This is a genomic window from Neobacillus ginsengisoli (assembly GCF_030813055.1).
The window spans coordinates 1-13,788 of record NZ_JAUSTW010000007.1 but is presented as its reverse complement, the minus strand read 5'-3'; the positions used below and the strand labels follow the sequence as shown (position 1 = coordinate 13,788).

The 13,788-nt window shown below is 36.4% G+C and carries 11 protein-coding genes and 3 pseudogenes; 10 read left to right on the top strand and 4 right to left on the bottom strand.

Annotation, left to right across the window (positions count from 1 at the left end; all coding sequences use genetic code 11):
• Positions 1-479: 479 nt before the first annotated feature.
• The 3 genes and pseudogenes from J2S10_RS19390 to J2S10_RS19375 all read left to right on the top strand — a co-directional run bounded on the left by J2S10_RS19390 (position 480) and on the right by J2S10_RS19375 (position 2,479).
• Complete coding sequence (locus tag J2S10_RS19390) at positions 480-1,307, top strand: AraC family transcriptional regulator (protein ID WP_307411035.1); 828 nt, start codon at positions 480-482, stop codon at positions 1,305-1,307.
• A pseudogene (locus tag J2S10_RS19380) lies at positions 1,307-1,728 on the top strand (DUF2000 domain-containing protein). The gene J2S10_RS19390 and the pseudogene J2S10_RS19380 overlap by 1 nt, the downstream one beginning before the upstream one ends.
• Before the next feature lie 118 nt (positions 1,729-1,846).
• Positions 1,847-2,479, top strand: coding sequence for a homoserine/threonine efflux transporter (locus J2S10_RS19375; RefSeq protein WP_307411027.1), 633 nt, complete (start codon positions 1,847-1,849; stop codon positions 2,477-2,479).
• A 535-nt stretch (positions 2,480-3,014) separates the two neighbouring features.
• Here the strand turns inward: J2S10_RS19375 and J2S10_RS19370 are convergent.
• Positions 3,015-3,893, bottom strand: coding sequence for a sigma-70 family RNA polymerase sigma factor (locus J2S10_RS19370; protein ID WP_307411022.1), 879 nt, complete (start codon positions 3,891-3,893; stop codon positions 3,015-3,017).
• Positions 3,894-4,139: 246 nt separating this feature from the next.
• On the opposite strand from J2S10_RS19370, the gene J2S10_RS19365 reads away from it, so the two are divergent.
• The 3 genes and pseudogenes from J2S10_RS19365 to J2S10_RS19355 all read left to right on the top strand — a co-directional run bounded on the left by J2S10_RS19365 (position 4,140) and on the right by J2S10_RS19355 (position 5,422).
• Complete coding sequence (locus J2S10_RS19365; protein WP_307411019.1) at positions 4,140-4,565, top strand: VOC family protein; 426 nt, start codon at positions 4,140-4,142, stop codon at positions 4,563-4,565.
• A 229-nt stretch (positions 4,566-4,794) separates the two neighbouring features.
• A pseudogene (locus J2S10_RS19360) lies at positions 4,795-4,984 on the top strand (3-oxoacyl-[acyl-carrier-protein] synthase III C-terminal domain-containing protein); the annotation flags it as partial.
• A gap of 228 nt (positions 4,985-5,212) precedes the next feature.
• Positions 5,213-5,422: a hypothetical protein gene (locus J2S10_RS19355; RefSeq protein WP_307411013.1), complete on the top strand. Its 210-nt coding sequence runs from the start codon at positions 5,213-5,215 to the stop codon at positions 5,420-5,422.
• Between the two features lie 1,250 nt (positions 5,423-6,672).
• Here J2S10_RS19355 and J2S10_RS19350 read toward each other — a convergent pair.
• Complete coding sequence (locus J2S10_RS19350; protein ID WP_307411010.1) at positions 6,673-6,969, bottom strand: hypothetical protein; 297 nt, start codon at positions 6,967-6,969, stop codon at positions 6,673-6,675.
• A 558-nt stretch (positions 6,970-7,527) separates the two neighbouring features.
• On the opposite strand from J2S10_RS19350, the gene J2S10_RS19345 reads away from it, so the two are divergent.
• A complete protein-coding gene (locus J2S10_RS19345) occupies positions 7,528-8,952 on the top strand; it encodes a toxin Cry1Ac domain D-VI-related protein (RefSeq protein WP_307411007.1) in 1,425 nt (474 codons plus the stop codon).
• Between the two features lie 685 nt (positions 8,953-9,637).
• Here J2S10_RS19345 and J2S10_RS19340 read toward each other — a convergent pair.
• Positions 9,638-10,129: an RrF2 family transcriptional regulator gene (locus J2S10_RS19340; RefSeq protein WP_168242251.1), complete on the bottom strand. Its 492-nt coding sequence runs from the start codon at positions 10,127-10,129 to the stop codon at positions 9,638-9,640.
• A 205-nt stretch (positions 10,130-10,334) separates the two neighbouring features.
• On the opposite strand from J2S10_RS19340, the pseudogene J2S10_RS19335 reads away from it, so the two are divergent.
• Both J2S10_RS19335 and J2S10_RS19330 read left to right on the top strand, forming a co-directional pair.
• A pseudogene (locus J2S10_RS19335) lies at positions 10,335-10,986 on the top strand (FMN-dependent NADH-azoreductase).
• A 29-nt stretch (positions 10,987-11,015) separates the two neighbouring features.
• Positions 11,016-11,459, top strand: coding sequence for a carboxymuconolactone decarboxylase family protein (locus J2S10_RS19330; RefSeq protein WP_307411001.1), 444 nt, complete (start codon positions 11,016-11,018; stop codon positions 11,457-11,459).
• A 677-nt stretch (positions 11,460-12,136) separates the two neighbouring features.
• Here the strand turns inward: J2S10_RS19330 and J2S10_RS19325 are convergent.
• Positions 12,137-12,619: a CBO0543 family protein gene (locus tag J2S10_RS19325; protein ID WP_307410999.1), complete on the bottom strand. Its 483-nt coding sequence runs from the start codon at positions 12,617-12,619 to the stop codon at positions 12,137-12,139.
• 368 nt (positions 12,620-12,987) lie between these two features.
• On the opposite strand from J2S10_RS19325, the gene J2S10_RS19320 reads away from it, so the two are divergent.
• Positions 12,988-13,494 (top strand): DinB family protein, encoded by a 507-nt coding sequence (locus J2S10_RS19320; protein WP_307410996.1) that lies wholly within the window; start codon positions 12,988-12,990, stop codon positions 13,492-13,494.
• Positions 13,495-13,788: the final 294 nt, after the last annotated feature.

Genomic DNA, 13,788 nt, shown 5'->3' with positions numbered 1-13,788 from the left:
CCGTATTATTCATTATCTTAACCTGGAATTTTTTGAAATTAAGTAAATGTGAAGGCTATTTGATATCAAAGATTATATATTCGTTCTTCCACAATCGGGCGCTTTTATTTAATAAAGTAAATCCTCTATTATTTAACTGAAGTATATTTGGTTTATAAAAGAAAAAAGGAAAACACATATTATTTATGTGTGTTTTCCTTTTTTTTAAGGATTTTTTTAATTCAGGTCTGATAACAGTTACAATAAAGTTGTTTAATTTTATTTTATCGACAGCAGCCTTCAGGATGCTATTTATTCTTCAGAAAGATAAGTTTCTATAAATTTGAATCATCATATTCAATACTGATGTTTATTAACAAAAGTGACTTTTATATTTTTGGGATAACTGAATTACTGTCTCAAGAGCAATATCATACAATAAAAGTTTTATAGTAAATGATATTTTTAGAATTGTCATTACAGTATAGGGGGATAGCTGTATGTTAAATGAAATCCGAACAGTTTATCTTGATTCTGATTTAAACATCGAAGCCTATCGATTTAAGGGAATCATGCAAAAGTTTCCTGCTCACTTTCATGAATATTATGTGATCGGCTTTATTGAAGAAGGGCAGCGTTATTTGGTTTGCAAAGGTGAAGAATACATTATTAATCCAGGAGATTTATTATTGTTCAACCCTTATGATACTCACAGTTGCGAGCAGATAGACGGCAAAACGCTGGATTATCGCTGCATCAATGTGAAACCAGAAGTCATGAAAAAGGCAGTGTTAGAAATTAATGGTAATGAAAACCTTCCATGCTTCAAACAAAGCGTTTTATATCATAGCGAGATTGTATCCAATTTAAGAGAGCTACATTTAAAAATTTCGCAGGGTGAGAGTGAGTTTAAGAAGGAGGAGTTATTTTTATACTTATTGGAAGAGCTCATTCAGACGCATTCTGACCTTACAATCCTTTCACCAGCTTCTGAAACCTCTCAAGAAATCAAAACAGTGTGTAACTATTTGGAGGAAAATTATACAAAAACGATTACGCTTAATGATTTAAGTAACTTAACGGGATGGAGCAAGTATCACTTACTAAGATCCTTCACAAAACAAAAGGGAATCTCTCCTTACAGCTACCTGGAAACGATTCGAGTAAATCATGCAAAAAAGCTTTTGGAACAAGGTGTAAAGCCCATCGAAGTGACTTTTTTAACAGGATTTAGTGATCAAAGTCACTTGACTAAATTCTTTAAAAGACTGGTTGGGTTAACACCAAAACAATATATGAGAATTTTTGAAAGTGAAGGAGAAACATAATGAGTAATCTTGAAACAAAATGCGTGCTTGTCATTGATGAGAATTTACCTTTAGGCTTGATTGCCAACACAGCAGCAATCCTGGGTGTAACACTTGGAAGTATGCTCCCGAGATGGTAGGCAACAGTGTAGCAGAGCGTTCAGGTATCGAACATTTGGGAATTGTGAAAACACCGGTTCCAATCTTAAAAGGGAGTATTGACCTTCTCCACGAACTAAGAGATAAGACCTTGACAGAACCGTTTGCGGATCTGCTTGTCGTAGATTTTTCAGATACTGCGCAAAGCTGTAAAACGTACGAAGAGTACACAGCGAAACTGCAGAAAATATCCAAATCCGGCTATCATTACTTTGGACTGGGAATCTATGGAGAAAAGAAAAAAGTAAACCGTTTAACGGGAGGTTTTTCTCTGCTAAGGTAGACAGGGTCCAGATTATAGTTTAACCAGCTAGTTTTCGCGTTTTTGCATAAGAACGGATATTACAACTTATAACTTGGTAGCCGATTTGAACAATGGATAAAAAACGAGGAGGAATAAGATGGATAACTTGCTTGCATATATCTTAATGGCCCTTATGATGTCTATGTTGCCCGGTACAGATACGGTACTTATTATGAAAAATACGCTTAACCATGGAGCAAAAGCCGGACGCTATACGATACTCGGGATGGCGACAGGTCTTACTTTCTGGACTGTTATTGCCGTTCTCGGTTTGTCAGTTGTCATTGCCCAGTCAGTATTTCTTTTCAATGCGATCAAGTATATGGGAGCTGCATACTTGTTTTATTTAGGTGTAAGGGCATTTTTTACTAAAAATACACTTTCATTAGAAGCTGTTCAAGCTGAACGTCAGCGTTCAATTGACAAGTCATCGCGCCATCATTATAAAGAATCCTATTTACAAGGGGCAATCAGTAATATTCTTAACCCTAAGACTGTTTTGGTCTACATAACTTTTATGCCTCAATTCATTGATCTAAATGGAAACACAAATCAACAACTGATTGGATTAGGATTGATCCTTACTATAATAGCAGTGGGATGGTTTTTGATCTTGGTTTATTTTTTAGATCATATGAAAAAGTGGTTGAAAAAACCTAAATTTCAAAAAGTATTTCAAAAATCTACTGGAGTAATGTTAATAGGGTTTGGAGTAAAAACTGTCATTTAAATTCCTTTAATGTTAATAGATTGGATTTAGCGTTTTCAACCCAAGATAGTACAGGATTGAAAAGAGATGGCTACATTATTTATTGATATCTGGGTTGGTTTGACTTTACCCATAAGTTTATCAGTTGTTTTTTGGGTACTTGAACCAATTGTTATAAAAGACATTACGGGAGTAAGTATGAATATTCATCACTCTAATAGTTGGTCTTTGGGATAACGTATATTGGAATTAAAATATTTAAAAAAAACTGCAACCGTTTTTGAAAAAAAGACACTTCCCTTAACTCAACTATAAAGCTAATATAAGTTACTCCATTAAAGGGCGCAATTCCAGAATAAGAATTGCGCTCTTTCTTTTATGTTAAGGTACATTTAATGGAATAATAACTCTTTATAATGGAATTAGATATTCATGTTAAAGTTATAAAAAAGATTGTAAAGAATTGTACAGGCAGATTTGTTCAGTGAGTATCCAGAAGTGATTGGTTATTCAGCTGACCAGAAAGGGTTCAAAAAGCGTTTTTCTGTGCTTTTTATCAATCGTTCAAAAATGCTAAGTCAAGTTGGCGAATGCGTACCTGATTGGCAATCATGTCGATCTCGGAGATCTTGCCATCCACAACCGTGAGTTCGAGTACGAAGAGCGGTCGACCGAGAGGAGCCACGACGACTCCCACAGAGCCGTTCACGAGCACCGGCCGCGCGCCTTGGGCGCGACCGGCGAATTGCTTGGCCACGGCTTGCGAACCGTGAACAACCGGCGAGTTGGAAACCGGCGCAAATGCAGTGTCGTTTCGGAGTACGACATTCGGGTCTAATACAGCGAGAAGTTTCTCAAAGTCTCCGTTGCGCGATGCAGCAAGGAAAGCATCGACAAGCTCCCGCTTTCGCTTGAGCTCAGCTGAATCCGAAATCGTCTTGGCCCCCTGAACCCGGCGACGCGCGCGGCTCGCAAGCTGTCTTGCTGCGGCCTCGTTACGCCCTACGATTGAAGCAATTTCCGAAAAAGGCAAGGCGAAAATATCGTGTAGCACGAACGCAATGCGTTCTGCGGGATTCAAATTTCCGAGGACCACAAGCATCGCAAGACCGACAGAGTCAGCCAGTAGCGCTTCGTACTCGGGGTCGCTCCCGTCCTCACGGATAGTAACCGGCTCAGGCACGCTCACAATTGCAATTTCTTCACGCCGGGATTTTCGAGATCGCAGCATATCCAGACACACCCTCGAGACGATTGTCGTCAACCATCCTCCCATATTCTCGACTCCGCTAGTATCAGAGCGGCTAAGACGTATCCATGACTCCTGTACAGCGTCATTCGCTTCGCTCAGAGATCCAAGCATCCGGTAAGCCACCGCTTGCAGGTGGTTCCGATGCGCCTCGAATTGTTCCACAAGCCAATTGTGATCGTTCATACGTCACATTCCTTCCGCAGTTTCCTTTTTATTTATATGTCGAATGAAACTTAGCTGATGTGACAAAGATGTATGAAACTGCAGTTGTTTTCTTACGTTTTCCATTTTTGAAAAAATTTTATAAAGATCGGTCACGTTTCTCCCCTGACCTCCGACATAGTTTATGACAAGGGAAACCGGCCAATACGAAAGAATTTCTACGGAGTTTCCCGGCAAAAAACATTTAAACACAAGGAGATGTTTGTTGTGAGTACAAGTTTGATCCCTTTTCTTGAAATGAACGGCAGCGCGAATGAGGCTATCGATTTTTACGTGAAAGCGCTAGATGCCAAGGTTGTCTATACGCTGCGCTTCGGTGATTTGCCTGGTAATCAGGAATATCCGATGGTCCCTGAAAAGAAAGATCTGGTGTCCTACGCCATCTTGAAAATCGGTGAATCGGAGCTTCAGCTCTCCGACAATGTTACCGGCAACAGCTACCAGAAGGGAACGCAAGTGACCATCGTTATTCAAACGAATGACAAAGACAAAGCTACCCAATATTTTGAAGCATTGAAGCAGGGCGGTCAAGTAAACGAACCGCTGCAGGCAAGCTTCTTCAGCCCCGCTTACGGTAATGTTACGGATAAATTCGGTGTCACGTTCCGGATTCTGACAAAAGGACGCCAATAATCCATCACAGCAAGTTTAACTAGTAGGTAACCTGGCAGCTCTGTTCGCATCGTCTGCAGAAGACTGACCAGTGGGCGTAAAGGAGTTCAACATTCCGCTAACGGATAATGATAGCTGAATATAAAGACCAAAAAAGTCGGTAATCCTTAGCGCAGGAAAACCGACTTTTCTTTTGGTAAAAACAGTCTTAGCGTGGGTTTTACATTATTTGGTTGGCGGTACCCCAAAATATAGTTTAGTAGAGTATGGAAAATACATCTTCAGCAACAATACCATTGTCATTAGACAAAGGGGTAAGTGAAAAGAAACTCCGTAATGGAGATAAGGTTTTATTATATGGATTCGGTGGCGGATTAGCACACGCAGGATTACTTATCAAATGGACACTTAAATGTTTTCCTTTTGGTACTTTTCTTTAATAAGATTGGATTAATAATCTTCCACAAACGGGCGCATTACTGGAATAACGGTAATGCCTTTTTCTTATTCAAGTAAAGTGGCAGTTTAATAAGATACCTTCCATCTGTTTAATTGAGTGCCAGCTCGTGTTATAATGAATAACTTAGGATAATTACTACTTTTACTTATAATTGAACGGATGCCAAGAAAAGCCTCCGCATAACGATAAAATATGGAGATGTAAGAGAATGAATAAACGATGGACGATTGGTAAAATTAAAGAATTTGTTGAGAACAATTCGGAAAGTAAGTTGCTAACGACGGAATATCACGGTTTTTCTCAAAAGTTACTATTTAAATGTGCATGTGGTAGCACCTTTGAAAAAACATTAACGAAATTTAAAAATAATAACCAACGTAAATGTGACGTGTGCCAACCGCCAAAAGCGACACGATAACGTATAGCGAATAAACGAAGTGCCGATTTCTATTAAAGGGAAGTTGGCACTATTTTTATTTTATAGGGGGAATAAAAGTGGATTTCACTAAAGGGGAGATTTAGTCGAATATTCCTTCTTAAAACTAACGAAGCAGGTGTGCGGCCGAGCCTAGGTCGTATCATATAACGTGTGGGATTCCCGTCGAGTAAGAACTAGCCATTCGCTCGTAGCGAGTCTTGGAGGGCTAAAGGTAACTTTAGTCTTTAAGCGTAGACAGTTAGGTGGAGCAGCCGTCAAGGCTGAGAATCTTATGGAGTGAAAGTCTCCTGTCATCAATTGACCGATTCGGATGACTAGCATATCCAATGCGTAGGGAGGTAACAAACTACGTTCTGCTTGGAAGTAAAAGTCACGGCGGCCTATTCTACACAGAGAGAATAAGGTCGGAACAGTCTGTGTGGCGAGCAAACACAGAGGCCAGAAGGATTTAACGAATACTGCAATCCCGAAATCTACGCCCCTCAAAGAAACTGTTCGAGGGATGTTTTGCTTAGCGTCGACCTTTGTCTAACGGGGGAAGACCGATGTCTTACAGGAAGAAACGGTCAAAAGCACTGTAGGAGCAGCCGGGATACGGGTTCTGGCATCTGTGGAAAGATTTTCAGAGATAACGACGGGAAGGTCCTACTTCAAATTTGGGAAGGTACTAACTAATGAAGACCTACCATATATGAGGCTGATAGAAAATGGTAGGATGATTTAGGACTGGCGCATGAGGTCGTAGTAGCGATGAGGGAAGGGTAATGCCTTCTTAAGTGTAAGGAAATTGTACTTCCATCAAGGTAACGCCTGTGATGGAGCGAAGGACCTCTGGGCACTTGGACAGTCAGAACTTCAAAGACACTGAGCTTTGTTTACTTGTTCATAGACTAGCATACAAGTAAACCAATAGTTGATGGGTGAATATGTGTACCAACATTTAATCCTGCGGTTATTTGGGAAGGCGAGTATGTGATGAAGTCCAAGGTCAGAACCGGACTCGGGAAATCCGACCGTCCGGGATCGTAGGGGGGCTATAGGAAACGTGATTCAATCGAATGCGCGCGCCTAAAAGGCAGGGTACTTGGAAAAGTGAATACCCACATTAATGTCGAATTTGACCCAATTGTGAATGCTTTGTTTTTTCTGAGTATGAAAATAACAAATGATTTAGCAGGTTCCATCTAGTTGTATAAAAGTTTTGGCCTTGGAGAACAAAAAAAGAAGATTTATAGCTTCCAAGGAGGAACGTTAATCTCTTTTTTTTGCTTCTCATAATTTTGCATTCTAGAATATGAGTTAGCTAATTTAGACACTATGAATCCTTGTGGACTCGAGGTTTTTTCAAGACCTTTTAATTCTTGAATTCTAATTTGTGCAAACATTTTTGCTACCTGAGCTAAATTTTCAATAGTATCCATTAATTCGGGGTTATCATTGTAATTACATTTAGCTATGGAGTTAATATAATCAAGCTTATTCTCAATTAATTTAAGTATTTCGATATCAAACTTATCATTTTGCATTAGTTTTCACTCCCCATTAATAATGCGTATGGAATAATGGATAATAAAGAACGTAAAAATAAAAAAACTTATTCTAATGGTGAACAGTACGAACAAAATGTGTATTAAAAGAGGAGTACTTGTGTAAGAGGAATTTCTACGAAAGCTCATTTTTTATGGGAAAGTAAGATTGTGAAAAAATATACTTAAAGTAACGGGTGCGTTAGTTTAACAAGGATTAGATTAAAGACTGCCGCACAAATTAGATATCTCTAAAATATTGATTTAGGAGTATGCCGGTAATGATTGTAAAACAATATGATAACTTTGAAGAATTCTTTAGTAGTTTATTTACGAATTTTTAAAGTGGAGAATAATGAAGTCGTTTACGCCTTGGGGGAAAAACGGTATGAGAAAAAGATTGATACTATTCTTGTTGAAGCCAAACAGCGAAATGGATATTAGGTTTAAAGGTTATTTTTATGAACATGACTGTCTCTTGGATATGTTATTCTTTATGAGTGTGTGAACAATAGAGAGGAAAATAGACACAAGAAACTTTTCGAGAGGAAGAATGGTATGTTAAAGAAAACTTCAACAGGAATAATAACAGGAGTGATTGTGTTAGTCGGTTGTTTCGGAGGGTATAAAGTTTATGCCAACAATATTGAGCAAAAACATTATCAAGAAGCACTGACTGCCATTAACCGCCTATTTGATGATAAAGGTCATAAAATACTTGCTGACCATGTAAATACATCTTTACTGAACACTGACGAAAAGAAAATCGATATATTAAAAGATAAAAATAATAAAATTAAATTAAATAGAGAATTAAATAAAGCTAGATTACTTTTAGATAATGAAGTAACAGCAAAGAAGAAGGTTAATGACTTATTTAAGGATGGGGTCCTTGTTGATCAAGTAACAGGTCAGCAAATTGACATAGCTCAAAAGTTGGTTTCCGCCTTAACTGACCATAAATTACAAGTCAATTTGCAAAGTAAACTAGATACTGCAAAATTACAATTAACTTCTCAATCAAATGCAGAAAAAGCTGTCTTAGCATTATTTGCAGATGTGAAACATGCAGCCTTAGCAGATAAGGTAAATAGAAGTTCCTATAATCATGCAAAACAATTGTTAGATGGAGTTCAAAATCAAACAAAGAAAAAAGAGTTAAGTGGCCTTTTAGCAAGTGCTGATTCTTTGTTAACTAAAGCTGAAAAAGACCAAGCTAAAGCAAGTGAAGTCGCGATTGCAACAAGCAATAGTAACGGTAGCAGCAAAACAGGTGGTACAACTAACTCATCAAGCAGTAGTAACGATAGCAACAAAACAGGTAGCACAACTAATTTTGGAGGAAGTAGTAACAGTAGCATTTCTTCAGTTAATTCAAATCAAGCTGCACAAACTGGATTCGCCGGAATTGTTGCTAAATCCAAAACAGCCCAGAAAACCGACCAAATTGTTACAGTTGTTGCGAGCGGTACATATGCAAATGTTACTTTGTGGGAAAAAACAAATAATCAGTGGGGAGCAGTTTTTTCGACTGGTGGAAATGTAGGAGCACAAGGAGTTGGACATGCCTCTGAAGGCTCAAATCATACTCCAAGAGGTTCGTATACATTAGGCTTTTCATTCGGACAATCCAATCCAGGAACAAAATTGCCATTCCGACAGATTACTCCAAATAGTTACTGGATCAGTGATGTTAATAGCAATTTATATAACACATGGCAGGAAGGAAACTATGCAGGTAATGGAAATGAGCATTTAGCTGATTATGAAAATTTACAATATTATTATGCGATTGTCATTAATTACAATACTAGTCGTGTGAAAGGTGTCGGTTCAGGATTTTTCTTACATGTTAGTAATGGACTCCCTACAGCTGGATGCGTAGCTGTTCCAAAAAGTTATATGGAACAATTTATGAAACGAATTCATTCAGGTGCGTATATCATTAATGTAACGAGTGAAGGTGAGGTTGCGAACTATTAAAATTTTATAAAGCAGACTACTTTGTAAAATTAAAGACAAGTGAGGGTACATGGTTTTTAAACCAATCTTATTCATCATCAAGCACTGATTAGTACGTTGTAAATAAATCAAGTCAAACAACTCAGGTGTGACCAGCTAAAACAGACAGTTCAATATTTACAGACAACTAAGTGTGTCCTAAAAGGAAGCTTTAAAATTTATAAAGTGGCACCAGTTGGCGGAATAGCCGAAATAAAAGAACTATTTTTATATAAAAAATGGTATGAAATAAATAATAAACACTTAGTTAATCTTGGAAATGTAAATAGTGTAGAAATTTCAGAATAAGTATTGCAGTCCTTCGTTTGAGGGGCTGTTTTTTGTTGTATAAAAATGTTAACTGTTTTACACATTAGCCAAAAAAATGATTTGGTGTTCGTTTTATTAAATTTCAGGCAGGTTAACAGTTATAAACGATTGTCTGTTTATAATTAGCTACCAATTAACGTGTCAATTGATCTGTCAATTTAAACTGACATTTTGACTCTTAAATTATAAAGGTAAGATAAGCTTATTTAACTAACGGTCAGGTTAGTTGAAGATTTGTTGTTGTGATTGATAGAAAATTGAACAATGAGTTTTCCTTGAACTAAAGCAAAAAACCTCTCTAAATTCCTGAAGTTTAGGAATTTCACGAGAGGTTTTTTTATATGTTGCTTTTCGAAAAATACTTCCGTGTATCTTTACGTATTTGTTTGGGTAAGACGCGATCAAGCTCTTCATTTAACCATGACAGTGTTTTACTACGCAAGTAATCACGCATTTTTTCTTCCGCAGAGAGCATAACTAAATTGATGGTGCAAGAGGAGGGAGCAGAGCAGCAGTTTTCTCTATATAAATATCCATTGTCTTTAATATTTTTACATTGAAAAATAGGCTTTGGACCTTCAACTGCTTCAATTACATCCCAAAAGGAAATATCTTCTGGGGACTTAGATAACCTATATCCTCCCTTTACACCAGGTACAGAACTTACAATGCCAGCCTTAGATAATTTACCAAAAACTTTTGAAAGAAATGTCTCAGAAAGTCCTTGGAATTCTGCCAAATCCTTTATCCCAACACTTTCATTGGAAGGAACATCGATTAAATAAACCAGACAATGTAAAGCATATTCAACTCCGACACTATACTGCATATAAATTCACCTTCTTTTGATTTTAAGGGTTATCAAATTGTATCTTAGGAATATTTAGAGTGTTAGTCAAATAAAAGAAATCTCTTTTGGGTAAATCATATTCATTTGACAAAAATAGTTATAGCATATATTATAGACAGTGTTAATCGACGATTAACTCAGTCTTTAATTGGAGGCTAAAATTCATCTTATGGGGGAAATAAAAATGAACAAAACACTTATTATTAACGCACATCCAAAATAGATGATACTTCTTCAGTGGGCTTGCAGGTTTTTAACCACTTTTTGAAAGCTTATAAAGGATTAATTCATGATAGCGAAGTAATTGAATAGATTAACTTGTACGGTGAAGTAGTGCCTCTGATAGATAAACGGTTTTAAGTGCATGGAAAAAACAACGAAAAGAACAGGAGCTAACCAGCCAAGAACAAAAAGTAACGGAGCGTATGTCCGAGATCTTACAACAATTTAAAAGTGCAAATACGTATGTCATCGTTTTACCTTTGCATAATTTTAATATTCCATCAAAGTTAAAAGATTATATGGATAATATCATGATCGCACGTGAAACGTTTAAATATACTGAAAATGGATCAGTGGGTCTACTTAAAGACGGACGAAGATTGCTTGTTATCCAAGCAAGTGGAGGAATCTATACAAATAATGATTGGTATACAGAAGTTGAATACTCTCACAAATACCTGAAATCAATGTTTAATTTCCTTGGGATTGAAGATTATCAAATCATTCGTGCACAAGGAACTAATTTATTAGAGCCAAATGAAGTATTACAAAAAGCATATAAAGAAGCTGAAGAAGCTGCTTTAAGATTAGCACCTAAATTAATACTGTCTTAAAGGAAAAGAAATACAAGGAGGTAATTAAATTGGAACAACGAGTTGATTATTACAATGTAGCACCAGAAGCGCTTAAAATAATGATGGAAATGGAGAAGTATACGAAAACAACAAGTATAGACCGTAAACTTCGTGAACTTATAAAAATTCGGGCTTCTCAAATCAATGGTTGTGCATATTGTATTAACATGCATACTGCTGATGCTAGAAAAATGGGAGAAACGGAACAACGTTTATATTGTATTAGTGCTTGGAGAGAGAGCACATTTTACACAGATGCGGAAAAAATAGCTCTTGAGTTTACAGAATACGTAACTTTAATCCCGACAAAACGCGTGCCAGATGAGCTTTATCAACGAGTACGTGAACATTTTGACGAGAGACAATATGTTGACCTTGTATTGATAATTAATCAAATCAACAGTTGGAATAGAATTTCTATTGCAATGGGGAATACAGCAACTGAAAAATAATTACTCTCAGCGAACATCTAATAGTGTTGTCGCAGATTGTAGAAAAAAAGCATCCAAATGAACCAGTTTGGATGCTTTTCCGTATTATGCTTATATTGAGCATAAAATTACCTTTTGCTTATGAAAGATTGTGAAAGATATCACTTAAACTCCCATGAAAATAAAAACTGAAAAAGGGCATGAAAAAACAGACCCAGAAAAACCAGTTTTTAAAAAAAGGCTGAGCCTCTTGAATGATTAAATATGAGTGTGGTTGGTAAATCGAATAGTAATACCTTTCTACTTAAAATAAAATAAGGAAAAGCTGGCGCAACAACCAGAAAAAGGATTAATCTCCCATGAGTGCTACCCCTAAAGGGCGCGACAGTCGGTGGTACACCGTGGTCGTTGGAGTCAGACTAACGGATGGGCTCAAAGGCACCATAGTTCAAAGACCTTCTTCGCCAGCATTAAAACAGTATAGACTGCCATATCAATTTTCATTCTCTGTGGTGAAGCGCCGATTCTTGCGCTTCATGGATGGCTAACGGGTGCATTTGTTCAAGATCAAGATTGCTGCGGCGGTCTTTTTTCTTGTTGTGCTAACGTGGTAGATTAGTTCAACAAGACTAATGTCGTTTTTGACTCTTATCGTGTATTTAAATTAATACAAAAAGAGGCAGTCTACCTGCCCCTTTTTATTCATGAAATTTAGTTTTAAAAAACCAGTTGTGAAAAGCTTGTGTTAAGTAATCTGTTATCCAAATTGTTATAAAGCTCCAATACCAAGTCCATTTTTTATATTTAATTAATTTTGTATATTTCACTGCAATAATTTCAAAGATTATTATTACTGAAGTACTAATAAAGTAATGTAGGGTTTTTAAAAGGTTAGATTTATTTTTTGGGTAGAACAAACTAAATAAAGCACACAGTCCAGGATATATAAAGTATTCGAATGAAAAATTGGATTTATTTGCCTTTTTGAAAAATGAGCGATATGGATAGGAAATTAAGTTTTTTTGTACCACTAGTAATCCAAAAATCCATGTTAGTGCTTGTTTAAATAAAAATACAACTATTAATTCACGAATTTTATTTTTTGGTGTCAATTTTATTAATAATAGTAACACAATTATCCAGGATGAAATTTCGATCGTTTTCTCTGCTTTGTATTTCATTAATTATCCTCCTTTATTAAATAGTCTTTACTTCTTGAATTGATTAATGCAATTCTAGTTTGAGGATAAAATTATAATTCGACCAACGCACGAATAACACAAAGTGTATTTATTCACAATACAATACGATGATTTTAAGCAATAAAAGTCTGTTGCTTATTTAAGTAACTGGGGCTTTCGTTGAACAATCGGGTTGCTGCGGCAGCCCCTTTTTCTTATTCTAACGGGTTGCGTTAGTTGAACAGCGGGGTTGCTGATGCAGCCCTTTTTCTTATTCCACTAACGTGGCAGGTTAGTACAATAATCATTTAGAAATGATATAATAAAAGGAATATTCAGTCATTTGATGTTTACGAGGTGAGATAGTTATGGAAAAAACAGAATATGAATGGGTAAAACAAACAAGACAGATTTTATTAGACCAGTGTAAAGAGTTAAGTGAAAATGAATTTACAAAGGAGTTAGGTTTTGGTTTTCAAAGTATAAGAGATTCTTTAGTCCATATGGCAGGTTGTTATCACGCTTGGTTAGGTTCTTTTGTGCTATCAGAAACTACTTCACCGCTCTTAACAAAAGAAGCTATAAGTGTTATGAAGATTGAGGATATTCGAATTTATTTCCAGCAAGCAGATGAATATGTAGAAGCTGTATTTAATACATTTAACGGTAAATTTGACGAACCGATTGAAAAAGAACTTTCTTGGAAAGCTGGTAATGGGGGTGTAAGAAAAACTCCTCACCAATTACTAATTCATTCTATTACGCACGAATATCATCATAAAGGGCAAATTGTAGCAATGCTTCGTCTACTCGGTTACATACCTAAAAATACAGACATACTGGGGCTACCCGAGAGGGAGTTCGTTAAACAATAAAAAAACAGATTTGAATAAAGATAGCCTAAAAAATGTTTTTTAGGCTTTTTCAAGCAAGTTTGTGAATAAATACACTTACACTAAACCAGCTAATAGTTTGTCAATATTTTTCAATAAAAAATTAAATTTCTCATGCTATACTAAAAATGTGCACGCCGAATAACCTTCCTAAATTCTACTTTTGGAAGGTTTTGTATTTTTTAGTTTTATTTATTATTTAAGCTATATCTTGGAAAGTTGAGTTGCTTTTTAACATTGCATAGATCCATTGTAAAAGCTTATTTGCACAGGCTA